This window comes from Paraburkholderia sp. BR10141 (genome assembly GCF_056155635.1).
This window is the reverse complement of sequence record NZ_JBMIQH010000004.1, coordinates 157,417-178,801: the sequence shown is the minus strand read 5'-3', so window position 1 is coordinate 178,801 and position 21,385 is coordinate 157,417. Positions and strand designations below refer to the sequence as shown.

At 66.0% G+C, this 21,385-nt stretch carries 19 protein-coding genes; 4 read left to right on the top strand and 15 right to left on the bottom strand.

Annotated features, from left to right (window positions below; translation table 11 throughout):
• Positions 1 to 300 precede the first annotated feature (300 nt).
• Complete coding sequence (locus ACOJB8_RS07355; RefSeq protein WP_475011881.1) at positions 301 to 3,936, top strand: indolepyruvate ferredoxin oxidoreductase family protein; 3,636 nt, start codon at positions 301 to 303, stop codon at positions 3,934 to 3,936.
• Positions 3,937 to 3,996: 60 nt separating this feature from the next.
• Here the strand turns inward: ACOJB8_RS07355 and ACOJB8_RS07350 are convergent, their stop codons facing one another.
• Together ACOJB8_RS07350 and ACOJB8_RS07345 are read right to left on the bottom strand one after the other, a co-directional pair.
• Positions 3,997 to 4,698 carry a copper homeostasis protein CutC gene (locus ACOJB8_RS07350; RefSeq protein WP_475011878.1) on the bottom strand — a complete coding sequence of 234 codons (702 nt, stop codon included), beginning with the start codon at positions 4,696 to 4,698 and terminating at the stop codon, positions 3,997 to 3,999.
• Positions 4,699 to 4,746: 48 nt separating this feature from the next.
• Complete coding sequence (locus tag ACOJB8_RS07345) at positions 4,747 to 6,012, bottom strand: EAL domain-containing protein (protein WP_069265170.1); 1,266 nt, start codon at positions 6,010 to 6,012, stop codon at positions 4,747 to 4,749.
• 535 nt (positions 6,013 to 6,547) lie between these two features.
• Here ACOJB8_RS07345 and ACOJB8_RS07340 point away from each other — a divergent pair.
• On the top strand, positions 6,548 to 8,215 hold the full coding sequence (locus ACOJB8_RS07340) for a Na+/H+ antiporter (RefSeq protein ID WP_069265171.1): 1,668 nt from the start codon (positions 6,548 to 6,550) through the stop codon (positions 8,213 to 8,215).
• Positions 8,216 to 8,310: 95 nt separating this feature from the next.
• Here the strand turns inward: ACOJB8_RS07340 and ACOJB8_RS07335 are convergent, their stop codons facing one another.
• The 6 genes from ACOJB8_RS07335 to ACOJB8_RS07310 form a co-directional block, all read right to left on the bottom strand.
• Complete coding sequence (locus ACOJB8_RS07335) at positions 8,311 to 9,615, bottom strand: solute carrier family 23 protein (RefSeq protein ID WP_342949589.1); 1,305 nt, start codon at positions 9,613 to 9,615, stop codon at positions 8,311 to 8,313.
• 371 nt (positions 9,616 to 9,986) lie between these two features.
• Complete coding sequence (locus ACOJB8_RS07330) at positions 9,987 to 10,622, bottom strand: DUF2239 family protein (protein WP_475011873.1); 636 nt, start codon at positions 10,620 to 10,622, stop codon at positions 9,987 to 9,989.
• 90 nt (positions 10,623 to 10,712) lie between these two features.
• Complete coding sequence (locus ACOJB8_RS07325) at positions 10,713 to 12,227, bottom strand: sensor domain-containing diguanylate cyclase (RefSeq protein WP_342949591.1); 1,515 nt, start codon at positions 12,225 to 12,227, stop codon at positions 10,713 to 10,715.
• A 222-nt stretch (positions 12,228 to 12,449) separates the two neighbouring features.
• Positions 12,450 to 13,229: an HvfC/BufC family peptide modification chaperone gene (locus ACOJB8_RS07320; RefSeq protein ID WP_342949592.1), complete on the bottom strand. Its 780-nt coding sequence runs from the start codon at positions 13,227 to 13,229 to the stop codon at positions 12,450 to 12,452.
• Positions 13,226 to 14,074 carry an MNIO family bufferin maturase gene (gene bufB, locus ACOJB8_RS07315; RefSeq protein ID WP_475011867.1) on the bottom strand — a complete coding sequence of 283 codons (849 nt, stop codon included), beginning with the start codon at positions 14,072 to 14,074 and terminating at the stop codon, positions 13,226 to 13,228. Before bufB ends, ACOJB8_RS07320 begins: the two co-directional genes overlap by 4 nt.
• A gap of 40 nt (positions 14,075 to 14,114) precedes the next feature.
• On the bottom strand, positions 14,115 to 14,369 hold the full coding sequence (locus tag ACOJB8_RS07310; RefSeq protein WP_069265177.1) for a BufA1 family periplasmic bufferin-type metallophore: 255 nt from the start codon (positions 14,367 to 14,369) through the stop codon (positions 14,115 to 14,117).
• 273 nt (positions 14,370 to 14,642) lie between these two features.
• Here ACOJB8_RS07310 and ACOJB8_RS07305 point away from each other — a divergent pair, with 273 nt between their 5' ends.
• Entirely contained in the window at positions 14,643 to 14,951 is a 309-nt protein-coding gene (locus ACOJB8_RS07305; RefSeq protein ID WP_368682723.1) for a DUF4148 domain-containing protein, read from the top strand.
• Positions 14,952 to 15,225: 274 nt separating this feature from the next.
• On the opposite strand, the gene ACOJB8_RS07300 is transcribed toward ACOJB8_RS07305, so the two are convergent.
• Positions 15,226 to 15,519, bottom strand: a complete 294-nt coding sequence (locus ACOJB8_RS07300) for a hypothetical protein (RefSeq protein WP_475011860.1) — start codon at positions 15,517 to 15,519, stop codon at positions 15,226 to 15,228.
• A 160-nt stretch (positions 15,520 to 15,679) separates the two neighbouring features.
• On the opposite strand from ACOJB8_RS07300, the gene ACOJB8_RS07295 reads away from it, so the two are divergent.
• On the top strand, positions 15,680 to 16,126 hold the full coding sequence (locus ACOJB8_RS07295) for an SRPBCC family protein (RefSeq protein ID WP_069265180.1): 447 nt from the start codon (positions 15,680 to 15,682) through the stop codon (positions 16,124 to 16,126).
• A gap of 45 nt (positions 16,127 to 16,171) precedes the next feature.
• On the opposite strand, the gene ACOJB8_RS07290 is transcribed toward ACOJB8_RS07295, so the two are convergent.
• The 6 genes from ACOJB8_RS07290 to ACOJB8_RS07265 form a co-directional block, all read right to left on the bottom strand.
• Positions 16,172 to 17,764, bottom strand: coding sequence for a gamma-glutamyltransferase family protein (locus ACOJB8_RS07290; protein ID WP_475011855.1), 1,593 nt, complete (start codon positions 17,762 to 17,764; stop codon positions 16,172 to 16,174).
• A gap of 68 nt (positions 17,765 to 17,832) precedes the next feature.
• On the bottom strand, positions 17,833 to 18,633 hold the full coding sequence (locus tag ACOJB8_RS07285; protein ID WP_475011852.1) for an amino acid ABC transporter ATP-binding protein: 801 nt from the start codon (positions 18,631 to 18,633) through the stop codon (positions 17,833 to 17,835).
• 1 nt (position 18,634) lies between these two features.
• Positions 18,635 to 19,402, bottom strand: coding sequence for an amino acid ABC transporter permease (locus tag ACOJB8_RS07280; protein ID WP_475011848.1), 768 nt, complete (start codon positions 19,400 to 19,402; stop codon positions 18,635 to 18,637).
• 15 nt (positions 19,403 to 19,417) lie between these two features.
• Positions 19,418 to 20,236 (bottom strand): ABC transporter substrate-binding protein, encoded by an 819-nt coding sequence (locus ACOJB8_RS07275; protein WP_342949598.1) that lies wholly within the window; start codon positions 20,234 to 20,236, stop codon positions 19,418 to 19,420.
• A 57-nt stretch (positions 20,237 to 20,293) separates the two neighbouring features.
• On the bottom strand, positions 20,294 to 21,082 hold the full coding sequence (locus ACOJB8_RS07270) for a GntR family transcriptional regulator (protein ID WP_475011842.1): 789 nt from the start codon (positions 21,080 to 21,082) through the stop codon (positions 20,294 to 20,296).
• A 98-nt stretch (positions 21,083 to 21,180) separates the two neighbouring features.
• Positions 21,181 to 21,357 carry a SymE family type I addiction module toxin gene (locus ACOJB8_RS07265; RefSeq protein WP_475012076.1) on the bottom strand — a complete coding sequence of 59 codons (177 nt, stop codon included), beginning with the start codon at positions 21,355 to 21,357 and terminating at the stop codon, positions 21,181 to 21,183.
• Between the last annotated feature and the right edge of the window lie 28 nt (positions 21,358 to 21,385).

The window sequence follows — 21,385 nt, the reverse complement described above, 5'->3', positions numbered from 1 at the left end:
CCCGAAGGCCGATCCGGGCGGGATCGCGGCCGCGCAGGGAAAATCTCTCTCCAAATTCGCCCGGCGCGGGCAGGCTCTCGCGCGAATAGGCGGCAGCGCCGGAGAGTTAGCAAAAAATTTCCGTCATTGGCGAGAAAAAATAGAGTCTCTTTCGCCGCTCTCCTCGGAGGGCGTACGACAGCAAAGCTAAGCATGAGATCGCAGCAAGTGCTCTGCATGGGCCCGGGGTAAGTGCTGAAGCACTAACTCCGGGCGACAGCTGAAGCGCTCACTGCGGTCGATATATGGAGACTCCCCCCAATGACCGCGCGCCCCGCGTTCGGCGACACATCCTCGCCGCTTGATACGCCGCCCCTCGCTGATTACAAGCTCACCGACAACCTCACCGCCACGCACGGCCGCATCTTCCTGACCGGCACCCAGGCGCTGATCCGCCTCGCGCTCATGCAGCGCGCACTCGACCGCGCGCATGGCCTGAACACCGCGGGCTTCATCAGCGGCTATCGCGGCTCGCCGCTCGGCATGGTCGATCAGCAGGCGTGGAAGGCGAAGAAACTGCTCGAAGCCGCCGACGTGCGCTTCCTGCCCGCCATCAACGAGGAGTTGGGCGGCACCGCCGTGCTCGGCACGCAGCGCGTGGAAGCGGACCCCGAGCGCACCGTCGAAGGCGTGTTCGCGATGTGGTACGGCAAGGGCCCGGGCGTCGATCGCGCCGGCGACGCGCTCAAGCACGGCAACGCCTACGGGTCGTCGCCGCACGGCGGCGTGCTCGTGGTGGCCGGCGACGACCACGGCTGCGTGTCGTCGTCCATGCCGCATCAGAGCGACGTCGTGCTGATGGCGTGGCACATGCCTGTGGTGAATCCGTCGAACATCGCGGACATGCTCGAATTCGGCCTGTATGGCTGGGCGCTCTCGCGCTACTCGGGCGCGTGGGTGGGCTACAAGGCGATTTCGGAGACGGTGGAGTCGGGCTCGACCGTCGATCTCGATGCCATCAAAACCGACTGGCAAGCACCCGATTTGGCCACTGCGGGCTTTACGCCGCCGCCGGGCGGCCTGCACAACCGCTGGCCCGATCTGCCGAGTCTCGCCATCGAGCAGCGCCTCGCCGCCAAACTCGACGCCGTGCGCCACTTCGCGCGCATGAACAGCATCGACAAGTGGATCGCGCCGAGCCCGCATGCGAACGTGGGCATCGTCACCTGCGGCAAGGCGCATCTGGACCTGATGGAAACGCTGCGCCGTCTCGATCTCACCGTCGACGACCTCGATCGCGCGGGCGTGCGCATCTACAAGGTGGGCCTGTCGTTCCCGCTGGAGATGTCGCGTATCGACGCGTTCGTCGCGGGCCTCACCGACGTGCTCGTGATCGAAGAGAAGGGGCCGGTGATCGAGCAGCAGATCAAGGACTACCTCTACAACCGCAAGGAAGGCGCGCGCCCCACCGTGATCGGCAAGCACGCCGAAGACGGCACGCTGCTGCTCTCGGAGCTGGGCGAGCTGCGCCCCTCGCGCATCCTGCCCGTGTTCGCCGCGTGGCTCGCGAAGCACCGTCCGGCGCTCGACCGCCGCGAGCGCGTGGTCGATCTCGTCGCGCCGAAAATCCTCTCGAACGCCGCCGACGCGGTGCGCCGCACGCCCTACTTCTGCTCGGGCTGCCCGCACAACACGTCGACCAAGGTGCCCGAAGGCTCGATCGCGCAGGCCGGCATTGGCTGCCACTTCATGGCTTCGTGGATGGAGCGCGACACCACGGGCCTGATCCAGATGGGCGGCGAAGGCGTGGACTGGGCCGCGCACTCGATGTTCACGAAGATGCCGCACGTGTTCCAGAATCTCGGCGACGGCACCTACTTTCACTCAGGCATCCTTGCGATTCGCCAGGCAGTCGCGGCGAAGACCAACATCACCTACAAGATCCTCTACAACGACGCCGTGGCGATGACGGGCGGCCAGCCCGTGGACGGCAGCATTTCCGTGCCGCAGATCGCACGCCAGGTGGAAGCCGAAGGCGTCTCGCGCTTCGTGGTGGTGAGCGACGAGCCCGAGAAGTACGACGGCCATCACGGTCTGTTCCCGAAGGGCACGACGTTCCATCACCGCAGCGAACTGGACACGGTGCAGCGCGAACTGCGCGAAACGCCGGGCGTGACCGTGCTGATCTACGACCAGACCTGCGCCGCCGAAAAGCGCCGCCGCCGCAAGAAGGGCGAATTCCCCGACCCGGACAAGCGTCTCTTCATCAACGAGGAAGTGTGCGAAGGCTGCGGCGATTGCGGCGTGCAGTCGAATTGCCTTTCAGTTGAGCCCGTGGAAACGGAGCTGGGCCGCAAGCGCCGCATCGACCAGTCGTCGTGCAACAAGGACTATTCGTGCGTGAACGGCTTCTGCCCGAGCTTCGTGACCGTCGAGGGCGGCAAGCTCAAGAAGGCCGCGGGCGCCGCGTTCGATCCGCAGGCGCTCACCGCGCGCGTGAATGCGCTGCCCATGCCGGCCACGCATCTCGACAACGCGCCCTACGACATCCTCGTGACGGGCGTGGGCGGCACCGGAGTCGTGACCGTGGGCGCGCTCATCAGTATGGCCGCGCATCTGGAAGGCAAGAGCGCTTCGGTGCTCGACTTCATGGGTTTCGCGCAGAAGGGCGGCTCGGTGCTCTCGTTCGTGCGCTTCGCGGCGACCGACGCGCTGCTCAACCAGGTGCGCATCGACACGCAGCAGGCCGACCTGCTGCTCGCCTGCGACATGGTGGTGGGCGCGAGCGCCGACGCGCTGCAAACCGTGCGGCACGACCGCACGCGTATCGTCGTGAACACGCATGAGATTCCGAACGCGTCGTTCGTGCAGAACCCCGAAGCGAACCTGCACGCCGACGCGCTGCTCGCGAAGATGCGGCACGCGGCGACCGGCGGTGCTTCGAACGCACAGGATCCGCTCTCCGCATGCGACGCGCAGGCGCTTGCGCAGCGTTATCTCGGCGACACGATCGGCGCCAACATCGTGATGCTCGGCTTCGCGTGGCAGCTTGGTCTCGTGCCGGTTTCGCTCGCGGCGCTCACGCGCGCCATCGAACTGAACAACGTGGCCGTGCAGGCGAACCTGTTCGCGTTCTCCATCGGCCGCATGGCCGCCGCCGATCCCGCTGCGCTCGAAGCGCTCGGCACGCAACGTGCAGCCGCCGCGAAAGCCACGGCGCGCAAGCTCACGCAAACGCTCGACGAACTGATCGCCGACCGCGAAGCGCGTCTGCTCGCGTATGGCGGCGCGAGCTACGAGAAGCGCTATCGCGCGCTGGTCGATGCCGCACGCAGCGCCGACAAGAGTGCGGAGAAAACGCTCGCGCGCGCCGTCGCGACCACGTTCTATCGGCTGCTTGCCGTGAAGGACGAATACGAAGTCGCGCGCCTGCACGCCGACCCGGCGTTGCGCGCCGCGCTCGAGGCGCAGTTCGAGGGCACGGCGGGCAGCGACTTCACCGTGAAGTTCAACCTCGCGCCGCCGCTCATCGCGCGTGAAAAGAACGGCCAGCCTCCGCGCAAGATGCAGTTCGGCCAGTGGATGTGGAGTGCGTTCGGGCTGCTCAAGAAGGGCCGCAGCGTGCGCGGCACGTGGCTCGATCCGTTCGGCAAGACACTGGAGCGCCGCATGGAGCGCGCCCTCGCCGGCGACTACGAGGCGACGCTGCGCGGTGCGTTCGCTAGCCTCACCGCCGAAAACGCCGACGACATCGCCAAGCTCGCGAATCTGCATCAACGTGTGCGCGGCTATGGGCACGTCAAGCTGGCGAACGTCGCTGCGGTCAAACGCAGCGAGCGCGAACTGGCGGCGCGCCTTGCCATCGACGTGAAGACGAGCGCCGCGGTCCAGGAAGCCCTCGCGTCGTTCAAGGGTGCTGGCGCGTTGCGCGGCATTCCGGTGGTCGTGGCGAAATAAGGTGAAGTGAAGCCGGCAGGCGCGCGCCGTTCATCTGCATGGCGCGCGCTTTTTTATGGGTCAGGCGTCGAGCAGGTTCCGCGCGCGCCGCACCTTGTTTTCGTCGACGGGAGCGAGTCCCTTGCCGTCGATGCGCACGCCCGAGCCGAAGTGAACCGCGCGCACGCGCGTCGCGCTCACGAATTGCGCCACGCGGTCGAGCGTGAGTCCCGCGCCCGCCAGCACCGTGCAATGCGTGCGGGCCGCGCGCTGCACGAGCGTTGCGATCTGCGCCTGCGCGTCCAGCACCGAGGGCTTGCCGCCCGAGGTGAGGACGTTCGTCACGGCGTCGAAACCGAGCAGCACGTCGAACGCCTCCTGCAGATCGCGCGCTTCGTCGAACGCGCGATGAAACGTGAGCGACATGCCGTCGGCGGCCTCGATCGCGCGCTGCAGTCCTTCGCGATCGACTTCATGCGAAGGCGTGAGCATGCCGATCACGACCGCATGCGCGCCCGCGAGCTTCGCGGCGCGCACGTCGCGCAGCATCACCGTGTAATCGTTGGAATCATAAATAAACGCGCGGCTGTGCGGCCGCACGATCACGTTCACGGGAATCGCCACCGCCGCGACCACGGCTTCGATCATGCCGATGCTGGGCGTGAGGCCGCCCTCGCCCAGTGCGGTGACGAGTTCGAGACGATCCGCGCCGCCGCGCTCGGCGGCTTGCGCATCGGCGACGGTGGTCGCGATGACCTCCAGCAGCACCCGTTCATGTGGCATGTTTGCGCGCCATGTCGTGAGAAACACGACATGATCGCAGATGCACGCCTACTCGAACCAGTCGATGTCGCCGCACAGCACGCACAGGCGCTCGCCCACCTGCACGGCCATCGAAAGCGTCAGGCACGGCAGCGCCTCGTTGATCGACAGATACGGTCCGGTCACGTGCACGCGCCCCGGCGTGACGAGCGCCGTGCGGAAGTACGGCCTGCGCAGCCAGCTCGCGCCTTGTGCGTCCTCGAGCGGCAAAAAGCGCGCATCGCGCTCGGCCCGATCGACGCGCAGCACCACGTTGCGGCCCGCCTGCCGGCCGTTCGAATCGAGCAGATAGCAGCGCGCCGCATGATCGAGCGCGAGGAAGTTCCAGCACACCTCCTCCATCGATTCGCCGGCCGAAAGCCGTTCGGCCGCGCGCTCGAACGCACGCAGATAAGGCACGAGGCGATTCGTCTCGCCGCGCTCGCGCGTTTCGGTCTGCTGACGAAAACGCTCGGTCGCCTCGGCGATCACGGCTTGCGCCTGGGCGGCGTCGGCGAGTCCGGGCGCGGGCCGCGCGAAGAAGAAGCCCTGCACGAAGTCGGCGTTGCACGCGAGCGCGAGCTGCGCTTCGTGTTCCGTCTCCACGCCCTCGATCAGCACGAGCTTGCCCGCGTCGTGCAACAGCGCCACGAGCGCGGGCAGCGTCGCGGCCATGTCGGCGCGATGCTGCGCGTGCATGAGCATGATGCGGTCGAGCTTCACGATGTCGGGATTGAGCTGCCACACGCGGCCGATATCGACGTTGCCCGCGCCGAAGTCGTCGAGCGCCACGAGAAAGCCGCGCTCGCGAAACGTCGCCACGGCCTGCGCGAGGGCGTCGAGATCGGTCGCGTCGTCTTCCAGCACCTCGAGCACGACGCGCCGCGGCGCGATGTTCAGCCGCCGCAGGTTCGCGAGCAGCGCCGCCGAGTGATACGCCTCGATCAGCGTGCCCGGATGCACGTTGAGAAAGAGCCACTCGCGCTCCGCGCCGAGCAGCGCGAAGTTCTCCAGATGCAGCCCCTGGGCGAGCCGGTCCACCAGCAGCGCTTCGCCCACGCGCGCGGCGTCGCCGAACACGTCGAGCGGCGAAACCGGGCGGTCGAGCGGATCGTGCGCGCGCAGTAGCCCTTCGTAGCCCACCGCACGCATGTGCGAGAGGCTGAACACCGGCTGGAACACGCTCGTGAGCGTGAGGTCGCCATGGTGTGCGCTGTAGCGCTGCAGCCCCGAAGTGACGCTGAGATCGAAGCCGTGAGGGGTCACGGCTGTTTTGTCCTGTTGCTCTGTGATCATGCCATCCTCTAGCGCGTAGGAAGGACGCTGCAGTCCGCACAGCCTCTGCACGGCCCGCGCTCGTCCTCCATAGCCTGATTTTCGTTGCGTCACAGGAGGGGTTAAGCAAGGTCCGTGCTCGCTCGCACTGCGATCTGGCACGCATCGCGAAATGCGTTCGCGCCCATCGCGTGCGCCGCGAAGGGGCACGCCGTGCACCGCGCGAGACCTCGCACGGCGCACCGATATCGTGCGCCTTTCCACGGGCCTTTGCTTCGGTGGTGGCGCACACAGGGCGGACAAATTGCCGCATTTTCGGCACATATCGGGCTTGCGACGCGTTCGCCCTGCGCGCTTCGCGGCAGCTTACAGACGCGTCAGGCTACACTGTCCCTCGACCGGCGCGCCCTCCTCTAATGCGCGCCAGAACGCCGTGCCGCACCGCGCGTGAAAAGAGGCGTCGTCCCCTCTTCGACGCTTCCCCCTGGTCCCGTTTGGCCTCGTTTGGCCTCGTTTGGCCTCGTTTGGTCCCGTTTGGCCCCCGCTACGTTTTTCGATGGACATTCTCTTCACCGTTCTGATTCTGCTGCTCGCCGTTGCCGTGTCCGGCATCCTCGCGCGCACCGTGCCCCTCAAGCTTCCGCTGCCGCTCGTGCAGATCGGCATCGGCGCGTTGCTCACGTTTCCGCTCGTGAATCCGCACGTCACGTTCGATCCCGACATCTTCATGGCACTGTTCATTCCGCCGCTGCTGTTCGCGGACGGCTGGCGCATGCCCAAACGCGAGTTCTTCTTGCAGCGCCGCGCGATCCTCATGCTCGCACTCGGGCTCGTGCTGCTGACGGTCGTCGCCGTGGGCTATTTCGTGCACTGGCTCGTGCCGCAGATCTCGCTGCCCGTGGCGTTCGCGCTCGCCGCCGTGCTTTCGCCCACCGACGCCGTCGCGCTCGCGGGCATCGCCGGCAAGGACCGCATTCCCGCGCAGCTCATGCACATCCTCGAAGGCGAAGCGCTGATGAACGACGCCTCGGGCCTCGTCGCGCTCAAGTTCGCCGTGGCGGCCGCGCTCACCGGCTACTTTTCGCTGCGCGCGGCGGCGCTCAGCTTCGTCGTGATCGCGGCGGGCGGTCTGGCGCTTGGGGCGGCGATCGGCTGGCTCTTCAGCTTCGTGTCGGCGCGCTTTCTCAACACGACCGAAGAGGGCGACCCCGCGCCCGGCGTCGTGCTCACCTTGCTGATTCCGTTCGCGGCGTATCTGTTCGCCGAGCACCTCGAAGTGTCCGGTGTGCTCGCAGCCGTTTCCGCCGGGATGACGATGAACTTCACGAGCGTCGCGCACAAAGGACCGGTGTCGACACGCGTGCGCGCGACGAGCACCTGGTCGATGATCGAGTTCGTCTTCAACGGCATGGTGTTCACGCTGCTCGGCCTGCAGTTCCCGGGCATTCTCGGCAAGGCGCTGCTCGACGCGCACCACACGAGCAACGTGCAGATGCTGCGCCTCATCGGCTACATCGCCGCCGTGCTTGCGGCGCTCTACGCCATGCGCTTCGGCTGGGTCTGGCTGCTGCGCTGGGTGGCGAGCCGCGGCGCCGCGCGCCACGGCGTGGCGAACGCGGTGCCGGGCCTGCGCACCGTGGCGATCACCACGGTCGCGGGCGTGCGCGGCGCGGTGACGCTCGCGGGCGTGCTCTCGCTGCCCGTCGCGCTCGCCAACGGCAGCCCGCTGCCCGGGCGCGACAGCGCCATTTTCATCGCGACGGGGGTGATCCTCGCCTCGCTGCTGGTGGCGATCGTCGGCCTGCCGCTCCTGCTGCGCGGCGTGCGGCGCGGCGCGCAGGGACCGCACGCGGCCGAGGAGCGCGCGGCGCGCATCCAGGCGGCGCAGGCGGCCATCCGCGCCGTGGATGCGGTGCACGAAAAGGTGAGCGAGGATCTCGACGAATCGCAGGCCGCCTACGCCGCCGACACGACCGCACGCGTGATGGACGCCTATCGCCGCCGCCTCGCCTCGCTCGACGCCGACCGCGACCGCAGCGCGAACGCGCGCCGCTCGGACGCGCTGGAAATGGAAATGCGCCTCGCCGGCATGCGCGCCGAACGCGCGACGCTGCTCAAGCTGCGCAACCAGATGCAGATCAACGACGAGACGCTCGCGAAGCTGATGCGCGAAGTCGATCTTTCGGAGACGGCGATGACGACACGTGGGCGCAATCGCAACTGAGCACGTAGGCGCAGGTGGGGGAAACGGGAGAGGGCTAAAAAGCGGCGCCGAGGACCGGCGCCGCATGTCGCGCTAAGGCGCTAAGGCGGTGAGGCTTAAACCGCCGCTTCCTGCGCCGGCTTGCGACGCAGCAACGCGTAGAGAATGATCGCGCCGAACGTGGCGGTGCCGATGCCGCCCAGCCCGAAGCCGCCGAGCTTGAGGGAGAAGTCGCCCGCGCCGAGCACGAGCGTGACCGCGGCGACGATGAGATTGCGATTGTCCGAGAAGTCCACCTTGTTGACGACCCAGATACGCGCGCCCGTCACGGCGATCAGACCGAACACGACGATCGAGACGCCGCCCAGCACCGGGCCGGGAATCGTCTGAATGACGGCGCCGAACTTCGGCGAGAAGCCGAGCACGAGCGCGATGAGCGCAGCGATCACGAACACGAGCGTCGAGTAGATTTTCGTCACGGCCATCACGCCGATGTTTTCCGCGTAGGTCGTGACACCCGTGCCGCCCGCGAATCCCGAGACGATCGTGGCTAGGCCGTCGCCGATGAACGCGCGGCCCACATAGCGGTCGAGGTTGTAGCCCGTCATCGCGGAAACCGCCTTGATGTGGCCGAGGTTCTCCGCCACCAGAATCACGGCGATCGGCACGAGCAGCGCCATGGCGTGCGGGTCGAACACCGGCGCGGTGAACTTCGGCATACCGAACCAGGCGGCGTTCGCGACGATCGAGAAGTCGATCGGCTTGCCCAGGCCCATGCCGTTTGTGACGATCGCGTAGATCACATAGGCGATCAACAGGCCGACGAGAATCAGCAGACGCTGCAGCATGCCGCGCGTGAACACGGCCACGCCGCCCACGCAGAGCACGGTGACGATCGCCATCCACGAGTCGAAGATCGACCCGCTCACGCCCTTCACTGCGATGGGCGCGAGATTCAGCCCGATCACGCAGACGATCGCACCGGTCACCACCGGCGGCATGAGCGTTTCGATCCATTTGGTGCCGACGGCCGAGACGAGCAGGCCGATCAGCGTATAAGCCACGCCGCACGCGATGATGCCGCCGAGCGCGACCGGAATATTGGGATTGGGTCCCTGCCCGCCGTAGCCCGTGACAGCAATCACGAGACCGATGAACGCGAAGCTCGAACCGAGATAGCTCGGCACGCGCCCGCCCACCACCACGAAGAACAGCAGTGTGCCGACACCCGACATGAAAATGCACAGGTTCGGATCGAAGCCCATGAGCAGCGGCGCAAGCACGGTCGAGCCGAACATCGCGACGACGTGCTGCACGCCCATGGCGAACATCTGCGGCCAGGGCAGGCGCTCGTCGGGAGCCACGACGCTGCGGGCGTCACCCGTCTGCGCGCGCCAGCGGGGGAAATAGGAGTCGGACATGGGTTCCTCTTGTCGGCGTGATTTGCGGTCTGGTTGTGGTTTTGATTGTTGGCGCGCACGCATCGAAGCAACGGCCGCCCTTGATGCAGGTCAGGCGGGAGTGTACGGAGCCGCAATCAGCGTGGCAAGCCGGATGTCGAGCATCCGAAACACTCCCGGCGGCCGTCGACCCGAGCCGCGAAGTCAGCACCGAATGAAGTTTCAGACTCATCCTATATTAGGGGTGGGATGCCGGATCTAGACTGTCCTTGCTGCGTGACCCTCACGAGAGTTCATGCAGTGTTGGCAAGCAGCAAACTCTCCGACTTCCCCGCTCCAGTTCCCCGCTGGAGCGGCTTTTTTTGCCCACACGATTGGAGCCCTTCGCGCGTTCAGGCGAATGCGGATTCCGCGAGTTCCCGCGCGTAATCGCGCACGTCTTCTGGCCAGGGCGCATTCGCCGCTTCGAAGCGGCTACGCTCGCCCGCGTACAGCGCGCGCAACGCCTCCTCGTAATTCGGCATATCGCCGGCCAGTGCAGTCATGAAGCGATGCGCGGCTTCCTGGGCCGCGCGCACGCGTTCGCGTGCTTCGCTCGCATGGCGCGCGGCATCCACGAGCCGGCGCAACACCACCGAGGCCCCGCCGGGCTGCGCGCCGAGCCAGTCCCAGTGGCGCGGCAACAGCGTCACCTCGCGCGCCACCACGCCGAGCTTCGGGCGGCCGCGGCCGCGCGGGGCGTCGTCCGGGGCGGCTTCGTCGATGACGTCCGGCGCGGTTGCGCCTTGCTCGCGACTGGCCTGTGCGACGATGCGCGCCTCGATGTCCTTATTCGTGCCGCGCAGATCGAATTCGACCGGACGCGCGTCGTGGTCGTCGAAGACCAGCACCGTTGCGCCGTTTTCGTTTCCGTTTTCGTTCCCTTCACGTTCGAGCTCCGCCTTGACCGCCAGCGCCACCTGAAGCGGTGCGCCGCGCGCGATCAAGCGCGTGCCCGCAAAAGCCGTACAGCCGTTCGCCACCACCATGGTGTTCTCCTTCCTGGTATCCAATGATGGACGAATATTACCCGGGTAAATTGGGTGGTGCAATATCATCCGGGTAAAATTTGATGACGGTCAGCCGGAGCGGCCTCTTAGATCCGCGCCGCGCGCGTCGTCGGTCGTGGCGGGCAGCCATGCCGCCACGCGGTTGCGGCCCGAGCGCTTGGCGGTGTAAAGCGCCGCGTCGGCGGCATCGGTCAGCGTGCGCCAGTCGGCAAACGCGCTTTGCGTCGTGCAGGCCACGCCCACGCTCACCGTGAGCACGCCGTTCGGGCTGTCGGCATGCGGCAGCGCCAGCGCCTCGATCGCGGCGCGCACCTTCTCGGCCAGCGCGAGCGCCTGGGCCTCGCCCGTGTCGGGCAGCACCAGCACGAATTCTTCACCGCCGTAGCGCGCCGCACAGTCCGCCGCGCGGCGTGCGTGTGCGCCGATTGCGTGGGCGACGGCCGCGAGCGCGTCGTCGCCCGCGAGGTGACCGTAGCGGTCGTTGTAGAGCTTGAAGCGGTCCACATCGAGCAGCACGAGCGCGAGCGGGCTGCCCGAGCGGCGTGCGCGCGCCCATTCGTGGTCCGCGCGGGTTTCGAAGGCGCGCCGGTTCGCGAGCGACGTGAGCGCGTCCGTGCCCGCCTGCGCGCGCAACTCCGCCTCCACTGCGCCGCGCTGGCGCAACTGGCGCGTGAACATCAACGCGAGCGCGATCAGCGAGACGTCGAGCACCGCCGTGAGCGTGCCGATGATCCAGGCGCGCACGCGCCATTCGCGATAGATGTCGTCCGCCGCGACGGCGACGCTGAACACGAGTGGGTAACCCTCCACGCGCCGCAGCGCGAACCAGCGCCGCACGCGGTCGACCGGACCGAGCGAGAAGAAACCGCTAGCCTGGGATCGCTGGAACCGCTGGAAGAGCGCGGATTCCGCAACGCTCTTGCCGATCAGATCGGGGACGTACGGGCGGCGCATGAGCAGCGTGCCATCGGCGAGCGTGAGCGCCAGCGCGCCGTCCGTGCCGATATCCACGCCGCTGAACAATTGCCGGAAATAATCGAGCCGCATCGTGCCGACCACCACGCCCGCGAACGAGCCGTCGGGGTTCGAGAGACGGCGGCTCAATCCGATGGTTGCGTTGGCCGGTCCGTCGCGTGGAATGAACGGGTGGCTCAGAAAGAGGCCCACGTGCGGCGAGTCGCGCTGCGCGATGAAGTAGTCGCGGTCGGCCACATTGAGCGCGCGCGGCGGCACCGAGCGCGAATCGAACACCACGTCGCCCACTGCGTTGGTCACGAAGATCGCGCCGAGATTCTTCGCCGTGGCCGAGCGGTCGAACAGCACATTCTGGCGAATGTCGGGGGGCAGCGCGGCGAGACGCGGATCGTCGATGGCGTCGATGACGGCCTGCAGCGAAAGGTTGTAGACGTCGAAATTGCGCGCCGTGTCGCGCTCGAAAAGCAGCGCCATATTGGAGGCGGAAGCGCGGGCGCTCGCGAGCGCGTCGTGCCGCATCTGCGCCATGACCCACGCGGCGATCAGCGTCAGCACTGCGGCCAGCGCGATGCCGATGGCAAGCACGGCGTTCGGTCGGCGGATCATCATCTGGGGCCTTCGGGGGCTGGCCTTGCAGCAGCGCCGGTTGCCGGGCGCTTGCTGTGCGTATGCATTCATCCTCGCATGCCATGTGAGTCGTGGCTATGCGGGCAAGTCCGGTCGAGCGCCCCATTCTCCTGAATAAAGTGCGCTTCGAGTGCCGTGCGTTTTGTTAGTTTGGATTCCTCTGCTTTATCGTGTGAGTTCGTTTGCGCCTGTCATGCTGCAGGGTCAGTCGTCTCGCACGCCGACGATTGCGCGCGCCTCGATCCATGCTCGCCACTGGCCGCCGAAGTCGAAAGCCGGGTCGATGTCGAAGGCTTGTGCAAGCGCATCGTCGAGCGTGGCGCCGTCGCGCAGCGCCACAAAGGCCGCGTGGGAGGCATGCGTGTGCACGAGCGGCGTGGGCCGCCATTGCGGCCGGACCACGAGCGTCCACGACGGCATGTCCACGCGCTCGGGCCAGACGCCGCCCGGCTGGTGCGCCCGCCAGATCGCCACGACATCGAAACGTAACGCGAGCGCCGCGCAGGCGGGATGCACCGCGAGACGCGCTTGCGCCAGACGCTCCGCGCCGAGCGCTTGCCATTGCTGCGCGTCGAGCGGAGTAGCGTTCGCCGCGCAACTGGCTGCGTGCAGCGCCCATTCGAGTCGCGCGACATCGCCGAAATACGCATAGCGTGCGTCGGTCTCGTAGCGCTCGACGAATTCGGGCAGTCGCGCGCCGAAGCGGTTCAGATCGGCATCGCGAGAAGGATGCGCGCGCGCGTAGGCTAGCGCGAGCGCATCGAACCAGGCCTCGCCAGACAGGGCCGCGAGCACCGGATACGCGTTCGCAAGCGCAAGCCGCCGCGCCGCCCGCCCATTGCCGCGATACAGGCCCACGCGCTCGTGCAGCAGCGCGGCATCGGCGGGAAGCAGTTCGTGGGCGAGCGCCGCATCGGCGGCGGGATCGTCCAGCGCGGCGGCGAAGGCTCGTTGCGTCGCTTCCAGTGTGTTGCGCGCAGTCATGAGCGCAGCTCCGATGCTTGACGCGCATGTTTCGCGCAGCGTTCGCGCGCGAGACCCGCCTCGTCGAGCAGCACCTCGAGCGCCGGCACCGCCGTGTCCCACTCGATGAGCGTGGGCGTCGCGCCAAAGCGTTCGAGCGCGGCCTCGTACAGCGCCCAGACCGCCGGCGCGACGCGCGAACCGTGATCGTCGATCACGGCGGCGGGCGTCGCGCGATGCCCTGCCAGATGGATTTCGCCGACGATCTCCGGCGGCAGTGCGGCCATGGCCGCCAGTGCATTTTCACCGTGGTTGCATTGATTCACGTACAGATTGTTCACGTCGAGCAGCACGCCACAGCCCGTGCGCTGCGCGAGCGTCGCGAGGAATTCCGCCTCGCTCCAGGTATCGCCGCGAAATCGTACGTAGGTCGAAACATTTTCGATCAGCACGGTGCGGCGCAGCGCGTCCTGCGTCTGCGAGACGCGCGCGCTCATGTGATCGAGCGAGGCTTGCGTGAGCGGCATCGGCAGCAGATCGTGCAGCGCGCCTTGCGCGCTCGCGCCCCAGCATAAATGCTCGGAAACCACAGCGGGGTCGATGCGCTCCACGAGCCGCGCGAGCCTCGCGAGATGCGCCGTATCGAGCGGCGCGGCAGAGCCGAGCCCGAGGCCCACGCCGTGCAGGCTCACCGGCAAATCGCGGCGCATCGTTTCGAGCACGTGCAGGTCGTAGCCGCCTTCGCCGAAGTAGTTCTCGCTGTGGACCTCGATCCAGTCGACCGCAGGGGGCCCGGCCATGAAGGCCTCGTAGTGCGCGTGACGCAGGCCGATGCCCACGCCACTGAGTGCATTTGGCGCGCTCATTTTGCGCGTCCTGCCTTGCGCGCCGCCTCAGCCGCGAGGCTCATTTTTCGGCCGTGCCGCCAAGCTTCTCGCACGTGCCCTTCGGCATGGTCTTGAAGTCGCCTTTGTCATGGTCGACCTTGGCCTGACCCGCGCAGTCGTGCACGCCGGTCTTGCTCGAACAATCGTTCTGGCCGGCCTTGGCGACGCCGTAGCAATTCACGGTGTCGTCCGCGCGGGCCACGCCCGCGCCGGCCGTCGCAAGCCCCGCGAGCGCGGCGGCAATCAGCGCCTGGCGGCCGAGAGAGTTCTTCATCGCGTTTCTCCTTGAACTTCGAAATGGGTTTCGCAGCAAGCGATCGGCTGCGTAGCCGTCGCAACGCGCGGCCCTGGGTGCCCTATTTTGCCTCACCAGAGCGCGACCAGCCCGGTCGAAGCGCCGCTGATCGGCGGAATTATTGCAATCACGGTAATGATGTTTGCTGGATTGCGGTATTTTTCTTTGAAGTGCGCTGCAATAAAGTGTCATCAACGGTTCGAACAGCACGATTGTTACGGATCGACAACATAATTTTCGGAGGTTGTTACCATGAAGAAACTGATTGCTGCTGCACTCGCCGCTACCGTCCTCGCCGCTCCGGCCCTGTCGTTCGCACAAGCTGAGCAAGCGCCCGTGACGCGCGCTCAAGTTCGCGCCGAACTGGTTCAACTGGAAAAGGCCGGCTACCGCCCGAATCTGTCGAGCCCGTACTATCCGGAAGACCTGCAGGCTGCCGAGGCGCGCGTCGCCCAGCAGAACGGCGCTGCAGAAGCCACGGCCTACGGCGCATCGACGAACGGCAGCGCCCAAACCGGCACCCGCGCACCGAACATCAAGCCGACCTATTTCGGCCAGTAATCGCGGCTCACACGTAGTGCCGGCGCACTACGCGAGCAACGCCTGGCGGGCCCGCTCTCCCGATTGGGAGACAGCGGGCCCGCCGTTCATTTCTGCGCCGCCCGTGCAATGCGCGCGGCGGAAATAAGCGGCACGCCCACGAAAACCTCCGCCGCCGGAAATCCGGTGGCTTTGCCCGGACTGCGGTCCGGGCCTTTTTCCTCTTCCCTCTCGCGACGCATGCGGCCCGCTTTATTGGCGCAGGCCGCGCGCGAAGGCGGCTCACTCGCGGGGCCTAGAAGCCGTGGGTCACGAGCGAGAGCACGGAAAGATCGGGGTGCGTGCCGTCGATGATGCTGCGGCCCACGTGGACCGCCTCTTCGGTGGCGTCCTGCTCGCTGCGCCAGGTTTCGTCGCCATCCGCGTGATACGTGACCGTATGGCCCGGCTTCGCGGGATTCGCGCCGGGATGGCAAACGTAGGCCGTGTAGGTGTAGCGGTTCGCGCCTTCCTCGGCTGGCGTGGCGCTGACGTGAATCTCGAAGCCTTCGTAGTCGACCTCATGCATCGCAAGCGGTTGAGCGCTCATGGTGACCTCCGGGTGCCGCGGGTTAGCGGCTACGGGCTATCCGGCCGATGGGTATGCGGCCAGGTGTTCGGTATTGATTCGGTATTGGGAAGTTTAGGCGATGGGTCCCGGGCGGGTGGCCTACTATTGCAGGGCGATCCACCACCCTTGGAGCTTAGACATGGCATCGAACACCGTCCGCCTGCATCGTGTGCTGCGCGCGCCGCCCGAGCGCATCTATCGCGCCTTTCTCGATGCGAGCGCAGTCGTGAAATGGCTGCCGCCCAACGGCTTCACCTGCACGGTTCATGAACTCGACGCGAAAGTCGGCGGCCGCTACCGGATGTCGTTCAAGAATTTCACGGCCGGCCACGGTCATTCGTTCGGCGGCGAATATCTCGAGCTCGTGCCGAACGAGCGTTTGCGATACACCGGTGTGTTCGAGGATCAGCACCTGTCCGGCACCATGCAGACGACCGTGGAGCTGCGCGCCGTGTTCTTCGGCGCGGAAATGACCGTCGTGCAGGAAGGCATACCGGAGATCATTCCGGTCGAGGCGTGTTATCTGGGCTGGCAGGAGTCGCTGGCGTTGCTCGCGAAGCTCGTCGAAGCCGAAATCCAGCAGTAAAGAAAAAGGGGCGCTCGCGCCCCTTCTTTCCGACCGTGTGCTGCCTCAATACCCGAGCGCGCAGCCGTCCTTGCGATGATCGGACGCGCCGGTCAACACGCCCCGCTCCCAGTCGATGCGGATCGCCTGCGAACCGCCAATCGGCCCGGCAGCGGGCACGAGCTTGAAGCCGCGATCCGCGAGCACCGCGCGCGCGTTGGCGGGCAGGGTCGATTCGATTTCCACGGTGCCCGTGCCCGGGCGCGGAAAGACACGCGGCAGATCCATCGCCGCCTGCATGTCGAGGCCGTAATGCAGCACCTTCGAGAGGAAGTGCGCATGGCCCATGGCCTGATAGTGGCCGCCCATCACGCCGAAACTCATCTGCACGCGGCCGTCGCGCGCGACCATCCCGGGAATGATGGTGTGCATCGGACGCTTGTGCGGCGCAATCGCGTTGGGGTGTCCTGGCGCGACCGAGAAACTCATGCCGCGGTTGTGCAGCATCACGCCGGATTCCTTGCCCATCAGCCCGCTGCCGAATGGATAGAACAACGAATTGATGAAGCTCACGCAGTTGCGGTTGCGATCGACGACGGTGATGTAGACCGTGTCGCGGTGCTCGACCTGGGTAAGCGCGGCGGCCGGGTCCAGAACGCTTTCGAGGTCGATGCGGCTGCGGAGTTCGTCCACATAGTCGTCGGATAGCAGGCGATCGACATCGACGCCGCCATGGCGCGGGTCGCCCAGCACGGCGTCGCGTACGGCGTAGGCGAGCTTCGCCGCCTCGATCTCGCGATGTAGACGATCGGCGTCGAGCGGGCTGCCTTCGGCGTCGTATTTGTCGAGCAGACGCAACAACAGCAGCGCGATGACGCCCTGCCCTGCCGGCGGACATTCGATCACGTCGTATCCGCGGAATTTCGCGCGGATCGGCGTGACGTATTCGCCGCGGAATTCGGCGAAATCGTCCAGCGTGTGCAAGCCGCCGTGCGCTTGAAGCTGCGCGACGAGATCGGCCGCGATGGCGCCGCAGTAGAACGCGTCGCGGCCCGATTCGGCGATGGCGCGCAGCGTGTTCGCGAGGCGCGGTTGACGGTGCGTCGAGCCGGCTCGCGGCGCAGCGCCATCCACGAGCATGGTGGTGCGCGCTACGGCGTCGCGCGAGAGCGTTTCCACTTCTGCCGCCCAGTCGTGGGCGGTGCGCGGCGCGACGGCGTAGCCTTCTTCAGCGAAACGGATGGCCGAAGCCAGTACGTCGCGCAGCGGCAAATGGCCGTGATCGCGATGGAGCGTGGTCCATGCATCCACCGCGCCCGGCACCGTGACCGCGTGCGGCGAATGACGCGCGATGGTTTCCACGCCCATGGCGCGCAGACGCTCGGCGCTCGCGGCCGCGGGGGCCCAGCCGGAGCCGTCGTAGGCGATCACGCCATCGGTGCCGCCGCGCGAATAGAGCGCGAAACAGTCGCCGCCTACGCCCGTCGAGCCGGGTTCGACCACGCACTGCACCGCGCACGCGGCAATCGCGGCATCCATGGCGTTGCCGCCGGCGGCGAGAATCTGGACGGCGGCGAGCGTCGCGCTCGGGTGCGAAGTCGCCGCCATGCCGTTGCGTGCCATGACGAGCGAGCGGCCCGGCGTTTCGAAGTTACGCATCGAAGCGTTCTCCTCTTTGGTGTCCTGATGATGTTTTATTTCAGCTGATGCAGCATTGCGGCTATTGCCTACGCAGAAACAGGCATGGCCGTTCGCAACGTCCGCTTCAAGAACGTCTGCGTACGCGGATGCGAAGGCGCGGTGAAGATGCGCTCGGGCGGCCCCTCTTCGATCAACTCGCCCTGGTCGAGCACGACCACGCGATCGGCCACCTCGCGCGCGAAGCCCATTTCGTGCGTAACGACGACCATCGTCATGCCGTCTTCCGCAAGCTCCTTCATGACCTGCAGCACTTCGCCGACGGTTTCCGGATCGAGCGCGCTGGTGGGCTCGTCGAAGAGCAGCACCTTCGGCTGCATGGCAAGCGCGCGGGCGATGGCGATGCGCTGCTGCTGGCCGCCGGAAAGCTGCGACGGATAGTGGTCGGCGCGATCGGCAAGACCAACGCGGGCGATCAGCGCCTTTGCCTGCTTGATCGCCTCTTCGCGCGGCATTTTCAGCACATGGATAGGCGCCTCGATCACGTTCTCCAGCGCCGTCATGTGCGGAAACAGATTGAAGCGCTGGAACACCATGCCGATATCGCGGCGCTGCCGTGCGAGCTGACGCGCCGAATCGCGCACCAGCGTGCCGTTCGGGCGTTCGACAAAGCCGAGCAGATGGCCGTTCACTCGCACCCGCCCGCTGTCGTACGACTCGAGCAGATTGAGGCAGCGGATGAACGTGGTCTTGCCCGACCCCGACGAGCCGATCAGCACCACCACTTCCCCCTTCGCGACGCTCAACGAAATGCCGTTGAGCACCTTGGTCGAGCCGAACGACTTGTGAATGTCCGACGCCTCGATGACAATTTCGCGTGCTTCGTTCATGTCAACGCCCCCGCAGCAGTTTCATCGTTTGCGCGCCGAACAGACGCGTATTCGCAGCCGGCTTCGCCTCGCCGCGGCCGAAATGCGCTTCGAGCCGCCGCTGCACGAAACCCCAGAGCGTGGTGAGCGCGAGGAAGTAGATGCCGAGCACGAGATACAGCTCGAACACGCGGAAGTTCACCGACGTAATCATCTGCGTGCTGAGCAGCAGTTCCGGCACGCCGATCACGCTCACGAGCGTGGTGTTCTTGAGCATGACGTTAAACTCGTTGCCGAGCGGCGGCACGATCACGCGGAACGCTTGCGGCAGCACGACCCGGCGCATGAGCAGCACCGAAGTCATGCAAAGCGAGCGCGACGCTTCATACTGCCCACGATCCACCGAACTCAAACCCGCGCGAATGATCTCCGCCTGATAGGCCGCCGAATTCATGCCGAGCGCGAGCACGGCTGCCTGAATATTGCCGGGCAGCGAGATGATGCCGAAGTCGAGATCGTGAAAGTGAAAGATGTTCGCCGCGGCAAACGCGGTGTACAGGAACACGATCTGCATGAGCAACGGCGTGCCGCGCATGACCCAGATATAGCCGCGCGCGAGATACTGCACGGGCAGACTCGACGAAAGCCGCATGAGCGCGACGATCAGGCCGAGCGAGGCGCCGAACGCGATCGCGCAGGCGCTGATCGAGAACGTGAGCCACAAGCCGTGCAGATACGCCGGGCTTGGGTCCAGCAGGAATTTCCGGAAGATTTCCCAACTGAAATTCATGGCGTCACTCCACGCTCAAAGGCGATCGTTTTCGAGCTTCCAGGTGGCGAGCATCTTGCCGTAGCGATCGCTCTTCACGAGATCGGCCACGGCCTTCGCCACGGCCGGCGAAAGCGGCTCGCCCTTGCGCGCGCCAATGCCGGTCGCGATGCGATTGAAACCGGGCACCGCCTCCTCGAACATGTCGCCCGAGACCTGCTGGAAGTGCGCGGCGCTTTCCGAGGTGGTGCCGTAGGCGTCGACCTGATTCAGGCGGAAGGCCTGAAATGCATCGGCATCCGAACTATAGACGACGATGTTCATGGGCGGCTTTCCCGCAGCCTTGAGCTTCTCGTTTACCTTGTCGAGCAGCGTGCTGATGGTCGTGCCGTTGAGCACCGCGACCTTCATGCCAGAAAGGTCGTCGAGCGAGCGCACGTGATGCGGATTGCCGCGCGGCACCATGATCGACTGGCTCGAATACATGTAGTCGACGATGTCGATGATCTGGCGGCGCTCGGGCTTGTCGAAGAGCTGGCCGATGACGAGATCGCATTGTTTCGCCTGCAGCGCCGGAATCTGCCCGCTGAAGGACATGACCTTCCACTCGACCTTGAGATTGCCGAGCTGCTTCGCGACGTCATGCGCGACGTCGACGGAGAAGCCACGCGGCTGCTGATTCTCGTCGTAGGATGCGAGCGGCGGCGCGTCCATGCTCGAACAGTAGGTGAGCGTGCCGCCTTTCACGAGACCCAGATCGGCGGCCTGCGCCGCGGAAGTTCCAGCAACCTGCGCGAGGAGCGCAAAGCCTGCGCAGGCGGCGAGACGAAGACGCTTGAACTGTTTTGCTGACATCGAGAGGCTCCTGGTGTGAGCTGCGTGAGGTACGACGACAGTTAGGACGCCGACGCGTTACGCTCGCGACGCGGGCGATTCGAGGAACTTGATGATCTGGGGAACGGTTGATTCGAGGTGCTCGCGCAGCGCTTGCTCGGCTTGCGCGGGGTCGCGGGTGCGCAGCGCGTCGATGAGGATCTGGTGGGCGTCGCGCGCGCGTTTGCGTCTGAAGGTGGCTTGCTCGATCCACAAGCGCATGGGGCCTTCGATCAGCGTGTAGAGCGAGTGAATTTGCTGGTAGAGGCGCGTGCGGCCGCTGATTTCGCACAGGTATTCGTGGAACGCGCAGTGGCGTTGGACCCAGGTGTCCGTGTCGCCTACGCAGGCGTCCATGTCTTCCAGCAGGCGTTGGAGCTTCGTGAGATGCGCTTCAGTGCAGCGGGGGGCGGCGACGCGCATGGCCAGGCATTCGAGCGCGATGCGCATGTCGAAGATGTCCTGGACTTCTTCTACTGTGAGGCCGCGGACGATGGCGCCGCGGTTGGGGCGCTGGATGATCAGGCCTTCGGTTTGAAGTCTTTTCAGTGCCGCGCGGATAGGCATGCGGCTCATTGAAAGCTCTTCTGCAACCGTCTCGGCGACGATGCGCTGGCCTGCTGCGTATCGGCCTTCGATGATGGCCTCCAGCAGGAAGCGGTAGGCCTCTTCCTCGGCGGTTAAGGCTAGGCCGGCGGTGTTGCGGACGCTGGTGGCAGGCATTTTTGTGCGCTTGATCCGTTTTGTGCGGTGCGGGAGGATGCCATTGCGGTTGCTGAGTCGTTGGCGCAGATTACTCCAAGTGGATTTGTGGATCCAGTCTTTCAAAAAAGATTTGGTGGTGATGCTGCAGAAGGCGTGAAGGCCACGAACCGTGTGGTTCGTGGCCTTCTTTGTTTGGTGCGGGCTTTGGCCTGACGGGCGCGTCAGTCTGGGGTGATTACAAGCCTTTTGTCTTCGACCGTGATTCGGACGCGCTGGCCTGGTTCAAAGCCTGCGACTTCGAGCCATCGGCCAGAAAGCTTGAGCCAGGGGTAAAGCGGCGGGTCATTTCTTGCACGTGAACTGTACTTGCGGTATCCGTACTGACCGAATTGGAAGATGAGGTAATTAGATCAAGAATTCAGGCAG

Excerpts from the sequence above, each read along its gene's own strand:
- ACOJB8_RS07350 (WP_475011878.1), bottom strand. The coding sequence starts at position 4,698 with ATGCCACATGAACGGGTGCTGCTGGAGGTCATCGCGACCACCGTCGCC.
- ACOJB8_RS07335 (WP_342949589.1), bottom strand. The coding sequence starts at position 9,615 with ATGTCCGACTCCTATTTCCCCCGCTGGCGCGCGCAGACGGGTGACGCC.
- ACOJB8_RS07330 (WP_475011873.1), bottom strand. The coding sequence starts at position 10,622 with ATGGTGGTGGCGAACGGCTGTACGGCTTTTGCGGGCACGCGCTTGATC.
- bufB (WP_475011867.1), bottom strand. The coding sequence starts at position 14,074 with ATGAGCGCGCCAAATGCACTCAGTGGCGTGGGCATCGGCCTGCGTCAC.
- ACOJB8_RS07325 (WP_342949591.1), bottom strand. The coding sequence starts at position 12,227 with ATGATGATCCGCCGACCGAACGCCGTGCTTGCCATCGGCATCGCGCTG.
- ACOJB8_RS07295 (WP_069265180.1), top strand. The coding sequence starts at position 15,680 with ATGGCATCGAACACCGTCCGCCTGCATCGTGTGCTGCGCGCGCCGCCC.
- ACOJB8_RS07320 (WP_342949592.1), bottom strand. The coding sequence starts at position 13,229 with ATGACTGCGCGCAACACACTGGAAGCGACGCAACGAGCCTTCGCCGCC.
- ACOJB8_RS07275 (WP_342949598.1), bottom strand. The coding sequence starts at position 20,236 with ATGTCAGCAAAACAGTTCAAGCGTCTTCGTCTCGCCGCCTGCGCAGGC.
- ACOJB8_RS07300 (WP_475011860.1), bottom strand. The coding sequence starts at position 15,519 with ATGAGCGCTCAACCGCTTGCGATGCATGAGGTCGACTACGAAGGCTTC.
- ACOJB8_RS07285 (WP_475011852.1), bottom strand. The coding sequence starts at position 18,633 with ATGAACGAAGCACGCGAAATTGTCATCGAGGCGTCGGACATTCACAAG.
- ACOJB8_RS07305 (WP_368682723.1), top strand. The coding sequence starts at position 14,643 with ATGAAGAAACTGATTGCTGCTGCACTCGCCGCTACCGTCCTCGCCGCT.
- ACOJB8_RS07310 (WP_069265177.1), bottom strand. The coding sequence starts at position 14,369 with ATGAAGAACTCTCTCGGCCGCCAGGCGCTGATTGCCGCCGCGCTCGCG.
- ACOJB8_RS07340 (WP_069265171.1), top strand. The coding sequence starts at position 6,548 with ATGGACATTCTCTTCACCGTTCTGATTCTGCTGCTCGCCGTTGCCGTG.
- ACOJB8_RS07280 (WP_475011848.1), bottom strand. The coding sequence starts at position 19,402 with ATGAATTTCAGTTGGGAAATCTTCCGGAAATTCCTGCTGGACCCAAGC.
- ACOJB8_RS07345 (WP_069265170.1), bottom strand. The coding sequence starts at position 6,012 with ATGATCACAGAGCAACAGGACAAAACAGCCGTGACCCCTCACGGCTTC.
- ACOJB8_RS07290 (WP_475011855.1), bottom strand. The coding sequence starts at position 17,764 with ATGCGTAACTTCGAAACGCCGGGCCGCTCGCTCGTCATGGCACGCAAC.
- ACOJB8_RS07355 (WP_475011881.1), top strand. The coding sequence starts at position 301 with ATGACCGCGCGCCCCGCGTTCGGCGACACATCCTCGCCGCTTGATACG.